The following is a 19994-nucleotide window of genomic DNA, read 5'->3' as shown; positions in this document are numbered from 1 at the left end:
TTATAATGATTCATACTAGTGACGGAGGTGTCAATCAACATGGCAGATGAAATCAAAAAGAATGTTCCGCTCCTTCCATTGCGAGGTTTGCTTGTTTATCCAACAATGGTCTTGCATTTGGACGTTGGACGCGAAAAGTCTGTTCAAGCATTAGAACAGGCGATGATGAACGATCATATGATTTTTCTAGCAACACAGCGGGAAATTTCAATAGATGAACCAGGTGAAGAGGAAATTTTCAAAGTCGGCACCTACACAAAAATTAAACAAATGCTGAAGCTGCCAAATGGAACGATTCGTGTACTCGTTGAAGGCCTAAATCGAGCACAGATCGAATCATATGTCGAGCTGGAGGACTATACGTCTGTCGACATTAAAGAATTGGCAGAAGAAGAATTAAAGGACGCAGAAGCAGAAGCACTCATGCGTACATTGTTAGATCACTTTGATCAATACATAAAAATTTCAAAAAAAATCTCAGCTGAAACATATGCAACAGTGACGGATATTGAGGAACCGGGGAGAATGGCAGATATCGTTGCTTCTCACCTGCCGCTCAAACTAAAGGACAAACAAGAAGTACTGGAAACAGTGGATGTCAAAAAACGGCTGAACCGGGTCATCAGCTTAATTCACAATGAAAAAGAAGTACTCGAGATTGAAAAGAAAATCGGGCAGCGCGTGAAACGTTCAATGGAACGGACGCAAAAAGAATATTATCTACGTGAACAAATGAAAGCCATTCAAAAAGAGCTTGGAGACAAAGAAGGGAAAACTGGCGAAGTCAGTTCTTTAATGTCTAAAATCGAAGAGTCGAGCATGCCGGATTCTGTTCGTGAAACGGCGCTCAAAGAATTGAACCGTTATGAAAAAATTCCTTCAAGCTCTGCTGAGAGCTCTGTGATTCGAAATTATATTGATTGGCTGATCGGTCTCCCGTGGGGCATCTATACAGAAGATCGTCTAGATTTAAAGCTTGCAAGTGAAATTTTAGATGATGAGCATCACGGGCTGGAAAAGGTCAAAGAACGGGTGCTTGAATATCTTGCTGTACAGAAGCTGACCAATTCATTAAAAGGACCGATTCTTTGCTTAGCAGGACCTCCTGGAGTAGGGAAAACATCACTTGCCAAATCGATTGCCAAATCACTTGACCGAAAGTTTATCCGTATCTCCCTTGGCGGTGTGCGTGATGAATCCGAGATTCGTGGACATAGAAGAACGTATGTAGGTGCGATGCCAGGCCGTATCATTCGCGGAATGAGCAAGGCAGGAACGATGAATCCGGTCTTCCTTTTAGATGAAATTGATAAAATGTCCTCTGATTTTAGAGGTGATCCATCTTCTGCGATGCTCGAAGTCTTAGACCCAGAGCAAAATCATAACTTTAGCGATCACTATATTGAAGAAACATTTGATTTGTCTCAGGTGTTATTTATTGCCACTGCCAACAATTTAGCAACCATTCCAGGTCCACTTCGTGATAGAATGGAGATTATCACGATTGCAGGGTATACAGAGGTTGAAAAAGCAGAAATTGTGAAAGATCATCTTCTGCCGAAGCAGCTAAAGGAGCACGGATTAAAGAAAGGGAACTTGCAGCTTCGTGAAACAGCGATTTATGATACGATTCGCTATTACACAAGAGAAGCTGGTGTTCGTGGATTAGAGCGTCAGCTTGCGGCGATATGCCGTAAAGCGGCAAGAGCGATTGTGGCTGAAGACCGCAAACGCATCACGGTGACAGAAAAGAACTTATCTGAATTTCTCGGAAAAAGACTTTACCGTTATGGTCAGGCTGAAACGACAGACCAAGTGGGAGTTGTCACAGGACTTGCGTATACCACTGTTGGCGGAGACACCTTGTCAATTGAGGTATCACTTTCTCCGGGTAAAGGCAAGCTGTTGTTAACAGGTAAGCTTGGTGATGTCATGAGAGAATCTGCACAGGCGGCATTCAGTTATATTCGTTCCAAAGCAGATGAACTGAACATTGATCCTAATTTTAATGAAAAGCATGATATTCATATCCATGTTCCAGAGGGTGCGGTTCCAAAGGACGGGCCATCAGCTGGTATCACCATTGCGACGGCTCTTGTATCAGCCCTCACAGGACGACCTGTGTCAAAAGAGGTTGGTATGACAGGAGAGATTACGTTAAGAGGAAGAGTGCTTCCAATTGGCGGACTAAAAGAAAAAGCATTAGGCGCACATCGCGCAGGACTGAAAACCATTATTCTTCCAAAGGACAATGAGAAGGATATTGATGATATTCCTGAAAGTGTGAGAGAAGGACTAACCTTTATTCCAGTCTCGCATTTAGATGAGGTGCTTGAGAAAGCGTTGGTAGGAGAGGGAAGATGAAAGTAACAAAATCAGATATCGTCATCAGTGCGGTAAAACCAGAGCAGTACCCGAGCGGGGGACTGCCTGAAATCGCTCTTGCTGGACGATCAAATGTTGGGAAGTCCTCGTTCATCAACTCATTGATTAATCGTAAAAATTTAGCACGTACGTCTTCTAAACCAGGTAAGACTCAAACGCTTAATTTCTACATCATCAATGATATGCTCCATTTTGTGGACGTTCCAGGTTACGGCTTTGCTAAAGTATCAAAGACAGAGCGTGAAGCCTGGGGTAGAATGATCGAAACGTATATTACAATGCGTGAAGAATTAAAAGCAGTCGTCCAAATTGTGGACCTGCGTCATAAGCCATCAGTAGATGATGTGAACATGTATGAATTCCTGAAATATTACGGAGTTCCTGTGATCGTCATCGCAACAAAGGCGGACAAAATTCCAAAAGGCAAATGGGAAAAACATGCGAAAGTCGTCAAACAGACACTCGACATTGCCCCATCAGATGAACTAGTCCTATTCTCTTCTGAAACAAAAAAGGGAAAAGACGAAGCCTGGAATGCCATCCTTGCGAAGATTAATAACTAAAAAAAGGCATCTGTCATGAGCAGATGCCTTTTTATTGTATAAGTTATTTCCTTTTTAAAAATAATAAGAGGAGACTGACAGCAATCAGTACATAAGGCCAGTACAATTCAAAACCGGAAGTAGGGATCGAAAGGGAACTTAGCTGTTTTGTAATTTGCTGAAAGAAATAAAGGAACAGACCGAGTGCAATGAGAACAACACTTTCAATACGATATTCTTTTTTCTGAGATGATTTCACAAAAAGAGCAAGTCCAACGATGAATACGATCATCGTAAATGTGTCTGGCCAGTAGTCCAATTTTGGCTGAAGAATAAAGTGTAGCGAAAGGCCCGTCATCAGCATACCGATAAACACATGAGCGCTTTCTTGCTCCTTCTTTCCTTGATATAAGAAAGCAAGGCCAAAAAGCAGTACGAGTGTATACCATTTCTCTTGGTCCTTCCAAATGTCAAATTGACTTCCTGAGAGAATGGCATATAGCGCTACAGCCAGCAAAGTGAGCGGTAGCAAAATGGATTTCTTCTTCAAAGATGTCACCTTCTTTTAAGCAGATCATTTGTCCGCACGCGCCAAATCTGGTAAATTGCTTGAAGTGATGATATGGCTTAATGGGTGTCGAACATTTTTCTACTATATCACAACATTTTTGAAATCTGTTCACAATTTTCATCCAGTTAAAAATGAATATATGTTATAATCACTATAAATAATAAATTCTATATTGTAATTATTATAAATTAGACAGGGCGTTGGGGGTGCAAGCTGAAGTTATGCATATTCTTGTTGTGGGTTTAGATTATAAAACAGCCCCTGTTGAGATACGGGAACAGCTGAGCTTTGAACCGAGCGAGCTCGGAACAGCGATGTCCAAGCTTAAAGAAGAAAAAAGCATTCTAGAGAATATCGTCATCTCAACATGTAATCGAACAGAGATCTACGCAGTGGTAGATCAGCTTCATACTGGACGGTTTTATATAAAAAGATTTTTAGCTGATTGGTTCGGTTTAGAAAAGGAAGATGTCTCGCCATATTTGAAGTTCTATGAAAATGATGGAGCGGTCGAGCATTTATTCCATGTGGCCTGTGGACTTGATTCCATGGTGATTGGCGAAACACAAATACTTGGTCAAGTGCGCTCTAGCTTTAAAGTAGCTCAAGAGGAGAAGACCATTGGTACCGTTTTCAATTATTTATTCAAACAGGCGGTCACCGTTGCAAAACGGTCTCATGCGGAAACAGACATTGCGTCTAATGCCGTGTCTGTCAGCTATGCAGCTGTCGAGCTTGCGAAAAAAATCTTTGGACGTCTTTCTGATAAACATGTCCTGATTCTTGGTGCGGGTAAAATGGGCGAACTAGCGGCTCAAAACCTTCAAGGTCAAGGGATTGGTCAAGTAACGGTTATCAATCGAACGTATGAGAAAGCAAAAGAATTGGCAGGCCGTTTTTCAGGAGAGCCTAAAAGCTTAAACCAATTGGAAAAAACATTATCCGAAGCTGACATTTTAATTAGTTCCACTGGTGCGAAACAATTTGTCATTACAAAAGAAATGGTCGAAAGTGCGAATAAAAAGCGGAAGGGCAGACCTCTATTTATGGTGGATATTGCTGTCCCTCGTGATTTAGATCCAGCCATTTCTGAAGTAGAAGGTGCTTTTTTGTATGACATTGATGATCTTGAGGGCATCGTGGCAGCTAACTTAAAAGAGCGTCGTGCGGTGGCTGAGCAGGTTGAGCTTCTCATTGAAGCAGAAATTGTGGAATTTAAGCAATGGCTGAATACGCTTGGTGTGGTTCCTGTCATTTCTGCACTTAGAGAAAAGGCGCTAACGATTCAAGCGGATACGATGCAGAGTATTGAGCGAAAGCTTCCGAATCTCACACATCGTGAAATGAAGCTATTAAATAAACATACGAAAAGCATTATCAATCAAATGCTGAAAGATCCTATCTTAAAGGCAAAAGAAATTGCCGCAGAGCCGAATGCAGAAGAAAAACTTTTACTGTTCAAAGAAATCTTTGATTTACAGGTTGAAGATGAAGAGCAAAAGGCGGAGCCGATGCAGGTGGAGCAAGGGTCATTTCAGCTGTTTAAACCAAATATGGCACAAGGCTTTGCTACAGTTGCCAGTGAGTGATTAAGCGATGATGGAATCCATTGTAGCGAGACTAGGCGAAGCGACGACCTTGATCTATGCACTAAGTGTCTTGTTCTATTTCATAGATTTTCTTCAACACAACCGGAAGGCTGGAAAAATGGCTTTCTGGTTGCTTTCTATTGTCTGGCTGCTGCAAACAGTCTACATGTTCTATATTATGATGGAAACAGACCGATTCCCTGTGTTGAATGTAGCAGAGGGGTTATATTTTTATACGTGGGTGCTTGTGACACTTTCACTTGTTCTCACAAAAATATTGCGTGTTGAATTTATCGTCTTTTTTACAAATGTCATCGGTTTTTCCTTGATGGCGATTCACACCTTTACACCATCTGATCTCCACTCAGCAGAACTAACTGGGAAGCTGACGAGTGAATTGCTTGTGATTCATATTACGATGGCGATTTTATCATACGGTGCCTTTTCACTTTCATTTGCTTTCTCTCTACTCTATCTCTTTCAATATCGTTTGCTGAAAAAGAAAAAATGGGGAAAATGGCTTCTGAGAATTGAAGATTTATCGAAACTTGATCATATGGCATACGTATTAAACATTATTGGCGTGCCGATGCTCTTACTTAGTTTGATTCTTGGCATCATTTGGGCATATGTTTCGTATGATACGTTGTACTGGACAGATACAAAGGTGCTTGGTTCGTTTATTATGCTGTTTTTATATGGTGTTTACTTATATATCAGATTGGTGAGAAATATGCAGGGCAAAGTCGTGGCACTGTGGAATGTCGGTTCATTCTTTGTGCTGATGATCAATTATTTTCTGCTTGGTAGCTTATCAACCTTTCATTGGTTTCAATAAATAATGATGAGTCTTAAGGGCATTGTCGGGAGGAAGACGAATTGCGTACAATTAAAGTAGGTTCTAGAAGAAGTAAGCTTGCAATTACACAAACAAAATGGGTCATTCAAAAGCTGTCTGAACTAAACCCTTCTTATTCTTTTGAAATAAAAGAGATTGTGACAAAGGGTGATCAAATTTTAGATGTGACCTTATCAAAGGTTGGCGGAAAAGGACTGTTTGTCAAAGAAATTGAACAGGCGATGCTGAATCACGACATCGATATGGCAGTTCACAGTATGAAGGATATGCCGGCTGCTCTTCCTGAAGGATTAGTCATTGGCTGTATTCCTGAGCGTGAAGATGTAAGGGACGCTCTAATTTCGAAGGATCATCTGCGTCTTCATGAGCTGCCGAAGGGTGCTATTGTGGGAACGAGCAGCTTACGGCGCAGTGCCCAGCTTCTTCAGGAAAGGCCAGATCTGAACATTAAATGGATTCGAGGAAACATTGATACACGATTGGAAAAGCTGAAAAATGAAGAATATGATGCCATTATTCTAGCGGCTGCCGGTCTGTCCAGAATGGGATGGAGCAAGGAGGTCGTGTCTGAATTTTTATCTCCTGAGACTTGCCTGCCCGCAGTTGGTCAAGGCGCTTTAGCAATTGAGTGCCGCGGAGATGATGAAGAGCTATTGCAGCTTCTCGCTCAATTTACGAATGAATACACAAAGAAAACGGTTCTCGCAGAAAGAGCCTACCTCAAACAAATGGATGGCAGCTGTCAGGTGCCGATCGCTGGCTATGCAACGATGAATGAGCGTGATGAAATTGAACTGACGGGTCTTGTGGCATCTGCTGACGGACACACGATTATTCGAGAAACTGTATCAGGCACTGACCCTGAAGCAATTGGAACAGCATGTGCGAAGCAGATGGCTGATAAGGGAGCAAAGGATTTAATCGACAAGGTGAAAAAGGATCTGTCCTCCCAATGACCATAGGGCAATCGCTTCACGGACAGACGGTGCTTGTCACTCGAAATGAACGTCAAGCGGGTGTGTTTCAGCAGAAGATTGAAGAGCTGAACGGCCATGCTGTTTTAACCTCTCTTATTCGATTTGAGCCTACGCTCACAAATGAAAAAGCGCAGGCCTTTTTAAAGGACTTAGAAAATAGCCAATGGCTTGTTTTCACGAGTGTAAATGGCGCGTCTTTTTTTCTGAGCTACATAGAAGACCATCATTTACATAAGAGTTTATCCCATTTGAAAGTGGCTGCGGTAGGTGAGAAAACCTCTGCCTATCTTGAGCAGCACGGCTTGAAGGTGGATGTAGTACCAGAACGATTCATAGCGGAAGAGCTCGCAGATGCGCTGCTTGACCATGTGCGTCTGGGAGAGCGTGTGTTTGTAGCAAAAGGACACCTGTCTCGAGATGTCGTGAAGAAAACGCTTGTTCCACTTGGCATAGAAGTAAAGGAATGGATTTTATATGAAACGGTCAAGGATGAGGAAGGAATTGCCGCTCTCAAAACGGCAATGACGAAGCAATCATTTGATTTTATTACATTTACGAGCTCATCCACTGTCCATTCATTTATGCATGCCATGGAGGCAGATGCAGCGAAGCTGGCTGCTTCTGACACCTGTTTTGTGACGATCGGTCCTCTGACAAAAGAGGCACTGCTTCAATACGGGATTTCTTCTGAAACCCCAGATACTTATACGATAGACGGAATGCTTGAATTGATGTGCCGTTTATCTGAAAGGAAGTTGAACCAATGATGAAATTTAACAGACACCGCAGACTGCGGACAAGTGCAGGAATGAGAGAATTAGTCAGAGAAACCTTTTTAAGACCATCTGATTTCATTTATCCGATCTTTTTTGTAGAGGGAGAAAATGTCCGAAAAGAAGTCCCTTCAATGCCGGGTGTTTATCACATTTCAGTGGACCTTGTAAAAGAAGAAGTCCAAGAGCTTGTTGAACTTGGCATCAAATCAATTATTGTATTTGGTGTTCCAGATCATAAAGACCATGTGGGCAGTGAGGCGTATCACGATCATGGCATTGTGCAAAGAGCGACGCTTGAGATCAAAAAGCATTTCCCAGAGCTTGTGATCATTGCAGACACTTGCTTATGCCAATATACAGATCATGGACATTGCGGGATTGTTGAAGATGGTGAAATTTTAAATGATGAATCTCTTCAGCTTTTAGCGAAAACAGCTGTTAGCCAAGCGCGCGCAGGTGCAGATATCATTGCGCCTTCAAATATGATGGACGGATTTGTGGTTGCCATTCGTGATGCGCTTGATGAAGCTGGCTTTATTCATGTACCTGTCATGTCATATGCTGTGAAATATGCAAGTGCGTTTTACGGTCCGTTTCGTGACGCAGCGCATAGCACACCGCAGTTTGGAGATCGTAAAACATACCAAATGGACCCTGCAAACCGTTTAGAGGCACTAAGAGAAGCGCAGTCTGACGTAGAAGAGGGAGCTGACTTCCTCATTGTGAAACCATCTCTTTCTTATTTAGATATTATGCGTGATGTCAAAAATGAATTTACACTCCCAGTTGTTGCATACAATGTGAGCGGAGAATATGCAATGGTCAAAGCCGCTGCTCAAAATGGGTGGATTTCTGAAAAAGAGCTTGTTCTTGAAATGCTGACAAGCATGAAACGTGCAGGAGCAGAACTCATCATTACGTATCATGCAAAAGATGCAGCAAAATGGCTCTCAGAATAAAGAACGGATAGATAGGAGGACATTGAAATGGGACGTAGCTATGAAAAATCAAAGCAAGCATTTGAAGAAGCGCAGCATTTAATGCCTGGCGGTGTCAACAGCCCTGTGCGTGCATTTAAATCAGTGAACACAGACCCGATTTTTATGGAGCGAGGCAAAGGCGCCAAAATCTATGATATTGATGGAAATGAATACATCGATTATGTCTTATCATGGGGACCACTTATTTTAGGGCATACGAATGACCGTGTGGTTGAAAGCATTCAGCGAGTGGCAGAAAAGGGGACAAGCTTTGGTGCTTCCACATTAGTTGAAAATGAATTAGCTAAGCTTGTATCAGAGCGGGTTCCTTCTATCGAAGTCATTCGTATGGTCAGCTCTGGTACAGAGGCAACTATGAGTGCACTTCGTCTAGCTCGAGGCTTTACAGGCAGAAATAAAATTGTGAAATTTGAAGGCTGCTATCATGGACACGGCGATTCCTTGCTCATTAAAGCAGGTTCAGGCGTCGCAACGCTTGGGCTTCCAGATAGCCCAGGTGTACCTGAAGGGACTGCAAGCAATACGATCACAGTGCCTTACAATGATTTAGAAAGCATTCAAGTTGCATTTCAGGAATTTGGAGACGATATTGCAGGTGTCATTGTCGAGCCGGTTGCAGGAAATATGGGGGTTGTCCCTCCGCAAGACGGTTTCTTACAAGGGCTGAGAGACATCACAGAGCAATACGGAGCTTTACTCATTTTTGATGAGGTCATGACCGGCTTCCGTGTGGACTATCACTGCGCGCAAGGCTATTTTGGCATCACACCTGATTTGACGTGTCTTGGTAAAGTGATTGGTGGCGGCCTCCCGGTTGGCGCTTATGGCGGAAGAGCGGATATTATGAGACAAATTGCGCCAAGCGGTCCAATTTATCAAGCAGGAACGTTATCTGGTAACCCACTTGCGATGACAGCAGGCTTAGAAACCTTAAAACAGCTGACACCTGAGTCTTATGAAGAGTTTAGACGAAAAGGAGACCGGCTGGAAGAAGGCATTTCAAACGCGGCGAAAACACAAGGAATTCCATTAACGTTTAACCGTGCGGGTTCGATGATTGGATTCTTCTTTACAAATGAAGAAGTGGTCAATTATGACAAAGCCAAAACAGCTGATCTCGCTTTATTTGCTGAATTTTACAAGGAAATGGCCGACCACGGCATCTTCCTTCCGCCTTCTCAATTCGAAGGACTATTCCTGTCAACTGCTCACACAGATGAAGACATCGAATATACGATTGAGACAGTGGAAAAAGTATTTCAAAAACTACGTCGATAAACGAAAGCTGATATGGAGACATATCGGCTTTTTTGTGTTGCTGAAAACCAATCATATTTTCACTGCCTCTCACATACATCTGTATTGACATCTAATTTTATTTTGAAGGATTAGATGAAAGGAGGACACCGACTTGTCTCAAAACAATCGATTACAGTTTTCAGTAGAAGAATCAATCTATTTCAAAAGCGGACAGGAAGTCAGTGAGCTGCTGTCTATTTCTCTCGATCCTGACATTCTCGTTCAAGAAGTGAATGATTATGTTTCGATTAGAGGTTCACTCGAGCTAACAGGAGAATACAACATAAATCAAGAGGAGCTATTGGGTGAATTGAGTTCCTATGCATCATACAGAGAAGCTGATGAGGTGAAGGTCAGAGAAGACGGGACGGCGGAGCTTCTGCATCAATTCCCAGTCGATATCACGATTCCTAAAAACAAAATCAGTCATTTAAATGATGTGTTTGTGTTTATTGATGCGTTTGATTACCAGCTGACAGAAAATCGTTTGCTGACCATTCAAGCTGATCTAGCGATTGAGGGTCTTTTAGACGAGGAAACGCCTCAAGCGCCTGTAGAGGAGCCGTATGAATTTGTTCATCGTTCTGAAGAAGAATATGGCGACGTGACCTACGATTATCAGCTGCAGCCAGAAGATGAAGAGCAAGAAGAGCTACAAAACTATGAACGTGAGATTGATGAGGATCAGGCTGTATTACAGCATGACACACGCGCCGAAGAAGAAAAGCAGGAAGAAGAAATTGAGATAGAGCTGGTGAGTAGGGAAGAAGAAACCGAAGAACTGGAAGAATCGGAAGAACGGGAGGAAACGGAGAGCCAAGAAGAAGTGGCGCTTGGTTATCGCTCCTTACCTGATGCTCAGGTGCAAGAACCACCATTTTTTGAACCGCCTAAGCTCTTAGAAGAAGAGAAACGGGAGGATACATTCTTTGAGTTGGAAGTGAGAAAAGATCCCGAAGCAGCTGAAGAGCTGGAAGAAACGGTTCAGCCGTATCCAGTATTTGAATCACCCGCTTATCACGTGGAAGAGGAAGAGGCGCAGGATGATACGTACCAGCTCGGACGGTTATATGAACGAGAAGCACCAAAAGTATATGAGTCAGCTCAAGAAGAAGAGGAGTTTGAAGAAGACGTGAGAGAAACGTCTGGCAGTGAAAACTCTCTTTATTTAACAAAGCTGTTTGCTAAGCAGGAGGAGGAAGATTTTTCTCGCATGAAAATATGTATAGTTCAACAAGAAGATACGGTCGATCGTATTTGTGAGCGATATCAGTTGAATGTGCAGCAGCTCCTTCGCACAAACTCATTATCGATGGATGCGGAGCTTGAAGAAGGGCAGCTTCTTTATATTCCTGAATATCAAAAAAGCAATGCCTAACAAGAGATGACCGATCGAGAAAATGTGGTGAGTGAACGTGGATGAGATCCAATCTGTCCTATACGAATACGGGCTTGAGGCGGAATACGTTGAACCTGTCAGTCCTGCTGTCGTCAAAGTGTATACAAAGCAGGGCGTATTTGCCTTAAAGCGAGTAAAAGCTAACAGGCATATGCAGTTTACAGAGCAAATGCTTGAACTAGAATCAAAGGGCTATCGCTCTTTTGTGCCGATTTATCGGACGAAGAGCGGTTCTTTTTTCTCAAGTCATCGTGAAAGCCAGTACGCATACTATCTCATGCCTTGGCTGACGAATGAAAAGAGAGAAGAGCAGGACGATAAACATGAATATTTATTTCAAGAAATTGCAAGACTTCATAAGCGGACTGAAGTGATGATGGATATCACAGAGCAAGAGATCGAAGCGCACTACACACAAATCAAGACCAAATGGGAAACAGAGAAAGACATGTATGAACGATTCATAGAGCGGGCAGAGCAAACTTGGTATATGTCGCCATTTGAACTGGCTGCTGCGATGTATTTTTCAGAGGCGATGTCTGCCAGCGAATTTGCCCTTGAACGACTAGAAGACTGGCATGAAGAAATGAAAGATAAAGAAACAACACGTGTTGTGTTAAATCATGGGCAGCTGTCGATTCATCACTTTTTGTATAATGATGTGGGTACAGGACATTTCACCAATTTTGAGCGGTCTAAAAAAGCCGCCCCGATTTATGACCTTCTGACCTTTTACTTTCGGACATTCAAAACCTATCCCACATCTTGTCCTGAATGCACTTCCTTGTTTTATACGTACCAAAAAGGAAATCCTCTTCGGGAGGAAGAGCTTCATTTGTTTCTTAGTTACCTTGCTTATCCGCAAGGTCTGTTTGATACAGTTAAAACCTATGAAGCAGGCGGGCAGGATGAGATGGAAAGCTGCCAACAGCTGTTAAGAGCGTATTGGCAGATGAAAAATTCAGAGCCGACCGTCATGAAAATTCACGAGATTGAGCAGGCTAGACGGCTTGAAGAAGAACAGAGTGCCTCGTCATCAACGGAATGACGAGGTTATTTTGTGTTCATATTGGCCGGTACATAAGCGCGAGTGTTTAAAACCAATCAAGGTGAAAGGCGCAGGCGAGAAAAATGAGAATACCTAGGATGAGGACGTCAAATGTTGTGGGAAAAATGATCGTACGAAACCCTTGAAATATTGCAATCGGGAGAACGACTTGGGAGGCCACTGCCCGAATTTGTCTCAGCCAGGGGGGAAGTGTGTAAGGATTGATCTTTTTCAAAGCAAACGCCCTCCTTCTTTATTTTGTTATTATCATATGGGCAAAAAGGCAAAGGGTGCTTGCCCAATTTGTATAAAGAAGAAGAAAAGCGGAAAAGATGATTGACGAAAACAAAAGGCATTTAGTAATATAAATAAAAGATGAGTATGTGCTGATGAACGTGATATATCGTAAGCGTGGATCAGGAAGAGTACAAGCAAGACCCTAAAGAGAGGGAGACCATGAGCTGAAAGGTTTCCTAGGATGTACTTGTTTGGAAGGTCGCCTGTGAGCTTAATTTCTTGAATGAACAAGTAGAGAAATTCGGGAGAACCCCGTTATCCTTTAGAGTGTATGGGACACGTCTATGTGTTCCATGAAAAAAGGTGGTACCGCGAAAAAGCTTTTTCGTCCTTTTATAAGGATGAAAAGGCTTTTTTTATGTTTCATCAGCCGAAAAAATGTGGAGGTTACATAAATGGAAACAAATAATCAAGAAATGCCAACAAAGTACGACCCAAATGCGATTGAAAAAGACCGCTATACGTACTGGCTTGAAGGAAAATTCTTTGAAGCACAAAATGACAAAACGAAAGATCCATATACAGTCGTCATTCCTCCACCAAACGTGACAGGAAAACTGCACCTTGGGCATGCGTGGGATTCTACACTTCAAGACATCGTGACACGTATGAAGCGGATGCAGGGCTATGACGTTCTATGGCTTCCAGGAATGGATCATGCCGGTATTGCGACCCAAGCAAAGGTTGAGGCAAAGCTTCGCGAAGAAGGCGTAAGCCGTTATGACCTTGGCCGGGAGAAATTTGTGGAAGAAACGTGGAAATGGAAAGAAGAATATGCGGACTTTATTCGCAGTCAGTGGGCGAAAATGGGACTTGGTCTTGATTACTCACGTGAACGTTTTACATTAGATGAAGGTCTGAATAAAGCGGTACGCCAAGTGTTTGTTCAATTGTATGAAAAAGGGCTTATCTATCGTGGAGAGTACATCATTAACTGGGATCCAGCGACGAAAACGGCACTTTCTGATATTGAAGTCATTTATAAAGATGTTCAAGGCGCGTTTTATCACTTAAGATACCCACTTTCAGATGGCACGGGTTCAATTGAAATTGCGACGACAAGACCTGAAACAATGCTCGGAGATACAGCCGTTGCCGTGCATCCTGATGACGAACGTTATCAGCATTTGATTGGAAAAACAGTGGTCTTGCCAATTACAGGACGCGAGATTCCAATCGTTGCTGATGACTATGTCGATATGGAATTTGGCTCAGGAGCTGTGAAAATTACACCTGCTCATGACCCGAATGACTTTGAGCTTGGAAATCGCCATGATCTAGAGCGTATTCTTGTCATGAATGAAGATGGCACAATGAATGTAAATGCACTGCAATACAAAGGAATGGACCGCTTTGAATGCCGTAAACAGCTTGTTAAAGATTTGCAAGAAGAGGGTATTTTGTTCAAAATTGAGGACCATATGCATTCAGTTGGTCATAGTGAGCGAAGCGGAGCTGTCGTTGAACCTTATTTATCTACTCAATGGTTTGTAAAAATGCAGCCGCTGGCAGACGAAGCCATCAACCTTCAAAATGGGGACGACCAAGTTCAATTTGTTCCAGACCGCTTTGAAAAGACGTATTTACACTGGATGGAAAATATCCGTGACTGGTGTATTTCTCGTCAGTTATGGTGGGGACACCGCATACCAGCTTGGTATCATAAAGAAACGAAAGAAGTATATGTTGGACTGGAAGCACCAGAAGATTTAGAGAACTGGGAACAGGATAACGATGTGCTTGATACATGGTTTAGTTCAGCGCTTTGGCCTTTCTCTACAATGGGCTGGCCGGATGCAGATAGTGAAGACTTCAAACGCTACTATCCAACAAACCTGCTTGTTACAGGCTATGACATCATTTTCTTCTGGGTCTCTCGCATGATCTTCCAAGGTCTTGAATTCACAGGAGAAAAACCGTTTAAAGATGTTCTGATTCATGGGCTGATCCGTGACGAGCAAGGACGGAAAATGAGTAAGTCGCTAGGTAACGGAATTGATCCAATGGAGGTCATCGACAAGTACGGTGCAGATTCATTAAGATATTTCTTAGCAACTGGAAGCTCACCAGGTCAGGATCTTCGCTTTAGCTTTGAAAAGGTTGAATCCACTTGGAACTTTGCGAACAAAATTTGGAACGCATCACGTTTTGCTTTAATGAACATGGATGGCTTAACGTATGATGAGCTTGATTTAACTGGAGAAAAATCAGTTGCTGACCAATGGATTTTAACTCGCTTAAATGAAACGATTGAAAGTGTCACACAGCTAGCTGACAAGTATGAATTTGGTGAAGTGGGCAGACATTTATACAACTTCATTTGGGATGATTTCTGTGATTGGTACATTGAGATGGCGAAGCTTCCGCTTTATGGAGAAGATGAAGCAGCGAAGAAAACGACTCGTTCGATCCTTGCGTACGTATTAGATCAGACGATGAGACTTCTTCATCCGTTCATGCCATTCTTAACAGAAGAAATCTGGCAGCATCTTCCGCACGAAGGTGAATCGATTACTGTAGCGTCTTGGCCTGAGGTGAAACCGGAGCTTTCAAACGAACAAGCGTCTGCTGATATGAAACTGCTTGTGGAACTCATCCGCTCTGTTCGTAACATCCGCAGTGAAGTGAATACGCCAATGAGCAAACAGGTGGAGCTTTACATTAAAGCTTCTACATCTGATGTGCAGGAACGCTTAGAGAAAAACCGTTCATATATTGAACGCTTTACGAACCCAAGTGTACTTGAAATTGGTACAGATGTTCCAGCTAGTGATAAAGCGATGACGGCTGTTATTTCTGGAGCAGAGCTCATTCTGCCGCTTGAAGGCTTAATCAACTTAGATGAGGAAATCGCTCGTCTGCAAAAAGAACTTGATAAGCTGACAAAAGAAGTAGAGCGCGTCCAGAAAAAGCTTGGCAACGAAGGCTTTATGAAAAAAGCGCCTGAAAGTGTCGTAGAAGAAGAGCGTGCGAAAGAACGTGACTATGTCGCAAAACGCGAAGCTGTTCAAAAGCGTATTGAAGAGCTGAAAGCATAAGGTTGAAAAGACGGCTCCTAACAAAATGGAGTCGTCTTTTTTGAAAATTTCGGATGAAATGAGAGATGACATTGTTTACAACCTATCATGAAGCCATTGAGTGGATTCACAGTAGACTGGCCTTTGGTGTAAAACCGGGTCTTGAAAGAATGAAGTGGCTGATGAACAAACTAAGCCATCCGGAACAACGCATAAAAGCGTTACATGTTGCAGGTACAAATGGAAAAGGTTCAACGATTGCGTTTACTCGTTCCGTTTTACAGGTAGCAGGCTATTCAGTCGGCACCTTCACCTCCCCGTTTATTTTAACGTTCAATGAACGAATCAGCGTGAACGGAGCACCTATACAGGATGAAGAATGGCTGAGTTTGGTGAATAAAATCAAGCCTTTTGTTGATGAGTTAGATCAAACAGAGCTTGGCGCAGCAACAGAGTTTGAAATCATTACCGCATGTGCATTTGCTTATTTTGCCGATGTGCAGCAAGTAGACTTTGTCCTATTAGAGACAGGACTTGGTGGAAGACTTGATTCAACAAATGTTGCCGTACCTATCTTAACAGCGATTACGTCGGTTGGTCATGATCATATGGCGATTCTAGGTGACACACTTGAACAAATTGCATCTGAAAAAGCAGGCATTATCAAAGAGGGTATTCCGATGATCACCGCAGTTCATCAACCGGAAGCACTTGCGGTCATTCAAAACATCGCAAAAGAAACGAAGGCGGAATGCATTTCATTACAGGATACTTGTACCTTCAGTCATCAGCAGCCAACAGAAACAGGAGAACGATTTACGCTAAGCACATCAAAAAGGCAGTATCCGCAGCTTGAAACAGGGTTAATCGGAACGCATCAACAGCAAAATGCTTCCCTTGCTGTTCTACTCATTGAATGGCTGGAGCAAGAAGGCTATATTAGCGTGACAGAAGAGCAGGTATATGAAGGTATTCGGCATGCTGTTTGGGCTGGGCGATTTGAAAAAGTCAAAGATCATCCACCAGTGTATATAGACGGCGCTCATAATGAAGAAGGAATCGACCGTTTAATTGAAACCGTGCAAGCCCATTTTTCTAGTAAACAAGTACATGTCTGTTTTAGTGCTTTAAAAGATAAGCCGTACAAGCAAATGATTCAAAAGCTTGAAACAGTTAGTTCCTCTATCCATTTTGTTTCATTTGATTTTCCAAGAGCTGAATCAGCGGAAAAGCTTTATGCGTGCAGTCAGTTAGAGGCAAAATCGTATGATGATGACCCTCGTGCAGTGATTGAATGGATTCAGAAAAAGAGTGATGATCCTTCAGCGGTGATTATAGTGACAGGCTCTCTTTATTTTATTTCAGATATACGAAATCGTATGTTCGGGTAACGAAAAGACGCAAATGGCTTTGATGCCTCCTGCGTCTTTTTCTTTTTATATGTAGAATAGGGGGAAAATCATATTTTCACTAGATGCTTTAGTGGGTAGGGTCATGGTAAAATCCAATCTATCTTATTACCGGAAGGAGCACCACATATGATTGAGATTTTTCTGTTTCTTGCAGGCATCACGATGGGGTCGTTCTTTCATCTCGTTGGCGAAAGACTGCCAGTGAAGCGATCTATTATCTTCCCTCGATCTCACTGCACAGCCTGTAAACAGCCGCTATCCCTGCACGAGATGGTTCCGCTCGTTTCTTATGCTGTATGGAAGGGGTCTTGTAAACATTGCGGCATTCAGCTGCCTAAGCTATATCCAATGGTTGAGCTGCTGACAGGCGGTCTTTTTTTGTTCATTTATAGGATCGCTGGTTTTTCGTTTGAAGGTCTTTTTCTTGTGATTCTTTGTAGTTTATTCGTGATTGCTGTCGTGAGTGATCTTCTCTATATGAGGGTTCCGAACGAGCTGTTTCTCTTCTTTTTCCCTCTTTTCGTCATATACCGCACGCTGGAACCGCTTCTTATTTGGTGGGAAGGGGCGGCTTCTCTGATTTTTAGCATTCTTTTGTTTTCTAGTTTAGATTATTTTAAGCCGAATAGTATGGGCGGAGCTGATATGAAGCTATTCAGTGTGCTTGCGTTTTGCTTTGGCTTCAAGCCGTTCCTTCTCATGCTTTTTCTCTCATGTATCGCTGGAATGGTTTATGCAAGGGTCTTTTCCTTTCGAGTAAACGAGCCATTCCCTTTTGTTCCTTCGATCACTATTTCTTTTTTGATGTATCTTTGTGGTGCTCCTGTCTTGTTTTTATTTGGCTAGTCGAAGGGGTGAAAAAATTGGCGAACACTTTTTTGCCCTGCCGACAAAAGTCTTGTTCTTTTTTTTTACTGCTATGGTAAAGTGTGAAACAGAAAGAAGGACGGGTTAAATTCGCGCTGATTCATTGGACAGAAAGGTCTTTCTTACAAACATGTCAGAAAGCGGGGAATGACAGTGAAAAAGAGGCAGGCAAAAAAACAAGGGCTAAAGGTCAATATTAATGGCAAGGAAGAAATGGTGCATGAAGATGATCATCAGCCTCCAAAACAGCAAGAGGATCAAGTGACGTTTTCGAATTGGGAGGAAAAGAGACATTCGGAACAGGAGACAGCGGCTTCTCAGGAAGATTCGTCTAAACCGAAAGAAGAAGATTTCCAGTGGGATGATGCTGCTGATCATATTTATCATTCTGATCCAAAAGTCGTCACACCTTATCAAAAGAAAAAAAGCTCCTTTGATCAGAAGTTCGGTAAAAATCGCGGTCCCTTCAAGAGAGTGATGACAACGATTGTGTTTGCGGTCGTTCTTGGGACAGGCCTTGGGGTGTTTGCGCTTAGTTTAAGTCAAGATGGTACACCAAATCCTTCAGGTGGAGATATCAGTGTCTCGGCATCTGGTTCTGAAAATCAATCATCGATGAAAGCTGGCGGGGATGCGCCGAATGCAGGTACTACAGATGAATCAAAAGAGAACAAAGATGAAAAAAGTGCCTCTGGCAGTTTATCAACCTTTGTTGTACAGGCTGGGAAATTCTCTTCTGAAAAAGGAGCAGATGACTTAGTTGGCAGTTTAAAAGATGCAGGGTATGCAGGGAAAAAGATTTCCATGGATGATGGATATTATGTCATTGCCGGGCTTGCGACAGAGCAGGGGATGACAAGCGCTGTAGGGAAGAAATTGATTGATCAGCACTTTGAGGCGTGGGGAGGAAAGGAGCTCTCATTTCAAGTACCGGATGAGCTGACTAGTTTAATAGAAAAGGCATCTGTATTATCATCCAAAGTAATTGCAGGCGATGAAGTGGATCAAAAGGAAGTCACGCAGCTAATTTCTGAGCTTGAAAGTGCCAAAACAGAGGATGCACCGGCTAAAAGCAGTTTGCTGAAAGCTGTGCAGCTATTAAATGATCCAACCGCTGAAAACGGCTGGAAATCTCAGCAAGCATTGCTTGATCAATTAAATACGTAAAATCATTTTTTAAGAAACGAAACTAGTCAAAAAATGACTAGTTTTTTTCTTTTGCATCCAACATAATGATGAAGGTACATGAAAAATGAATTTTCGTAAATTGTCGGTAAGATGTACATTTGCTAGGATGAATGGGTATCTTACTTCTTAGGCTAAACCCTGAAAGGATGAACAAACATGAACCAATTGATTCTCGCATCGCAATCACCTAGAAGAAAAGAATTGCTTGATCTAGCAGGGTTTTCTTATGACATTCAAGCAAGTCATTTAAAAGAAGAAATAAATCGAAACCTTTCCCCTGCTGAGAACGTCCAATGGTTGGCAGAACAAAAAGCAAATGATATTCAAAGATTAAATCCCAAAGCTGTGGTCATTGGTGCAGATACAATTGTTGCAATTGACGGCAAATATCTTGGGAAACCAAAAGATAAGAAAGAAGCGGCTTTTATGCTTCAATTATTATCAGGAAAGACACATCAAGTCTTGACGGGTGTCACGGTTCAGTCAGAGAATAGAAAAGAAACATTTTATGAACAGACAGAAGTGACATTTTGGACGCTGACTCAAAATGAAATAGACCGCTATATTGATACGGGTGAACCCCTTGATAAAGCGGGAAGCTATGGCATTCAAGGGAAAGGCGCACTGTTTGTTCAAAAAATAGATGGTGATTATTTTTCCGTTGTCGGTCTACCTATTGCGAAAACAGTCAGAGTGCTTGAAACCTTTGGAATCACCCCTTTTTGAAGACAGGAAGGAATTCTAAAAGGAGTGGTCACCCTGAACGA

General features: G+C 42.4%; 17 protein-coding genes and 1 other annotated feature. Of the genes, 15 read left to right on the top strand and 2 right to left on the bottom strand.

Going from position 1 to position 19994, the window contains the following annotated elements:
- Positions 1–39: 39 nt before the first annotated feature.
- Together lon and yihA are read left to right on the top strand one after the other, a co-directional pair.
- Positions 40–2364, top strand: coding sequence for an endopeptidase La (lon, locus tag MHI33_RS15075; protein WP_113767509.1), 2325 nt, complete (start codon positions 40–42; stop codon positions 2362–2364).
- Positions 2361–2948, top strand: a complete 588-nt coding sequence (yihA, locus tag MHI33_RS15070) for a ribosome biogenesis GTP-binding protein YihA/YsxC (RefSeq protein WP_003216344.1) — start codon at positions 2361–2363, stop codon at positions 2946–2948. The genes lon and yihA overlap by 4 nt, the downstream gene beginning before the upstream one ends.
- A 43-nt stretch (positions 2949–2991) precedes the next feature.
- Here the strand turns inward: yihA and MHI33_RS15065 are convergent, their stop codons facing one another.
- Positions 2992–3477, bottom strand: a complete 486-nt coding sequence (locus MHI33_RS15065) for a hypothetical protein (protein ID WP_340912257.1) — start codon at positions 3475–3477, stop codon at positions 2992–2994.
- Between the two features lie 242 nt (positions 3478–3719).
- Between MHI33_RS15065 and hemA the strand changes: the two genes are divergently transcribed.
- The 8 genes from hemA (at position 3720) to ysxE (ending at position 12446) form a co-directional block, all read left to right on the top strand.
- Positions 3720–5087, top strand: a complete 1368-nt coding sequence (gene hemA / locus MHI33_RS15060) for a glutamyl-tRNA reductase (RefSeq protein ID WP_340913849.1) — start codon at positions 3720–3722, stop codon at positions 5085–5087.
- Between the two features lie 7 nt (positions 5088–5094).
- Positions 5095–5925, top strand: coding sequence for a cytochrome c biogenesis protein (locus MHI33_RS15055; RefSeq protein ID WP_340912254.1), 831 nt, complete (start codon positions 5095–5097; stop codon positions 5923–5925).
- Positions 5926–5966: 41 nt separating this feature from the next.
- Positions 5967–6902, top strand: a complete 936-nt coding sequence (gene hemC, locus MHI33_RS15050) for a hydroxymethylbilane synthase (RefSeq protein WP_126740777.1) — start codon at positions 5967–5969, stop codon at positions 6900–6902.
- On the top strand, positions 6899–7690 hold the full coding sequence (locus tag MHI33_RS15045) for a uroporphyrinogen-III synthase (protein ID WP_065098537.1): 792 nt from the start codon (positions 6899–6901) through the stop codon (positions 7688–7690). Before hemC ends, MHI33_RS15045 begins: the two co-directional genes overlap by 4 nt.
- On the top strand, positions 7687–8658 hold the full coding sequence (gene hemB / locus MHI33_RS15040; RefSeq protein WP_340912249.1) for a porphobilinogen synthase: 972 nt from the start codon (positions 7687–7689) through the stop codon (positions 8656–8658). The genes MHI33_RS15045 and hemB overlap by 4 nt, the downstream gene beginning before the upstream one ends.
- A gap of 27 nt (positions 8659–8685) precedes the next feature.
- The gene (gene hemL, locus MHI33_RS15035; protein ID WP_106066909.1) at positions 8686–9978 is read left to right on the top strand and encodes a glutamate-1-semialdehyde 2,1-aminomutase; all 1293 of its coding nucleotides are present in this window, start codon (positions 8686–8688) and stop codon (positions 9976–9978) included.
- A 133-nt stretch (positions 9979–10111) separates the two neighbouring features.
- Positions 10112–11377, top strand: a complete 1266-nt coding sequence (locus MHI33_RS15030; RefSeq protein ID WP_044139992.1) for a LysM peptidoglycan-binding domain-containing protein — start codon at positions 10112–10114, stop codon at positions 11375–11377.
- Between the two features lie 37 nt (positions 11378–11414).
- Entirely contained in the window at positions 11415–12446 is a 1032-nt protein-coding gene (gene ysxE, locus MHI33_RS15025; protein WP_044139993.1) for a spore coat protein YsxE, read from the top strand.
- Between the two features lie 46 nt (positions 12447–12492).
- Here the strand turns inward: ysxE and MHI33_RS15020 are convergent, their stop codons facing one another.
- The gene (locus MHI33_RS15020) at positions 12493–12681 is read right to left on the bottom strand and encodes a hypothetical protein (RefSeq protein WP_003216497.1); all 189 of its coding nucleotides are present in this window, start codon (positions 12679–12681) and stop codon (positions 12493–12495) included.
- Between the two features lie 168 nt (positions 12682–12849).
- Positions 12850–13079, top strand: a binding site (T-box leader).
- Between the two features lie 59 nt (positions 13080–13138).
- On the opposite strand from MHI33_RS15020, the gene MHI33_RS15015 reads away from it, so the two are divergent.
- The 5 genes from MHI33_RS15015 (at position 13139) to MHI33_RS14995 (ending at position 19953) form a co-directional block, all read left to right on the top strand.
- Positions 13139–15781 (top strand): valine--tRNA ligase, encoded by a 2643-nt coding sequence (locus MHI33_RS15015; protein WP_044139994.1) that lies wholly within the window; start codon positions 13139–13141, stop codon positions 15779–15781.
- Between the two features lie 65 nt (positions 15782–15846).
- Positions 15847–17151 (top strand): bifunctional folylpolyglutamate synthase/dihydrofolate synthase, encoded by a 1305-nt coding sequence (locus tag MHI33_RS15010; protein ID WP_340912242.1) that lies wholly within the window; start codon positions 15847–15849, stop codon positions 17149–17151.
- Between the two features lie 147 nt (positions 17152–17298).
- Positions 17299–18018 carry a prepilin peptidase gene (locus MHI33_RS15005; protein WP_044139996.1) on the top strand — a complete coding sequence of 240 codons (720 nt, stop codon included), beginning with the start codon at positions 17299–17301 and terminating at the stop codon, positions 18016–18018.
- 168 nt (positions 18019–18186) lie between these two features.
- Positions 18187–19206: an SPOR domain-containing protein gene (locus MHI33_RS15000; RefSeq protein ID WP_106065691.1), complete on the top strand. Its 1020-nt coding sequence runs from the start codon at positions 18187–18189 to the stop codon at positions 19204–19206.
- Positions 19207–19383: 177 nt separating this feature from the next.
- The gene (locus MHI33_RS14995) at positions 19384–19953 is read left to right on the top strand and encodes a Maf family protein (RefSeq protein ID WP_340912240.1); all 570 of its coding nucleotides are present in this window, start codon (positions 19384–19386) and stop codon (positions 19951–19953) included.
- Positions 19954–19994 lie beyond the last annotated feature (41 nt).

Source organism: Bacillus sp. FSL K6-2971 (assembly GCF_038006405.1).
GTDB classification, from domain to species: Bacteria; Bacillota; Bacilli; order Bacillales; family Bacillaceae; genus Bacillus; species Bacillus pumilus.
Note: the sequence above shows the minus strand (reverse complement) of the source record. Positions and strands in the feature narration are given on the sequence as shown.

Bases quoted from the DNA above. Each gene is read 5' to 3' on its own strand.
- lon (WP_113767509.1), top strand. From the start codon at position 40: ATGGCAGATGAAATCAAAAAGAATGTTCCGCTCCTTCCATTGCGAGGT.
- yihA (WP_003216344.1), top strand. From the start codon at position 2,361: ATGAAAGTAACAAAATCAGATATCGTCATCAGTGCGGTAAAACCAGAG.
- hemA (WP_340913849.1), top strand. From the start codon at position 3,720: ATGCATATTCTTGTTGTGGGTTTAGATTATAAAACAGCCCCTGTTGAG.
- MHI33_RS15055 (WP_340912254.1), top strand. From the start codon at position 5,095: ATGATGGAATCCATTGTAGCGAGACTAGGCGAAGCGACGACCTTGATC.
- MHI33_RS15045 (WP_065098537.1), top strand. From the start codon at position 6,899: ATGACCATAGGGCAATCGCTTCACGGACAGACGGTGCTTGTCACTCGA.
- hemB (WP_340912249.1), top strand. From the start codon at position 7,687: ATGATGAAATTTAACAGACACCGCAGACTGCGGACAAGTGCAGGAATG.
- hemL (WP_106066909.1), top strand. From the start codon at position 8,686: ATGGGACGTAGCTATGAAAAATCAAAGCAAGCATTTGAAGAAGCGCAG.
- MHI33_RS15015 (WP_044139994.1), top strand. From the start codon at position 13,139: ATGGAAACAAATAATCAAGAAATGCCAACAAAGTACGACCCAAATGCG.
- MHI33_RS15010 (WP_340912242.1), top strand. From the start codon at position 15,847: ATGACATTGTTTACAACCTATCATGAAGCCATTGAGTGGATTCACAGT.
- MHI33_RS15005 (WP_044139996.1), top strand. From the start codon at position 17,299: ATGATTGAGATTTTTCTGTTTCTTGCAGGCATCACGATGGGGTCGTTC.
- MHI33_RS15000 (WP_106065691.1), top strand. From the start codon at position 18,187: ATGACAGTGAAAAAGAGGCAGGCAAAAAAACAAGGGCTAAAGGTCAAT.
- MHI33_RS14995 (WP_340912240.1), top strand. From the start codon at position 19,384: ATGAACCAATTGATTCTCGCATCGCAATCACCTAGAAGAAAAGAATTG.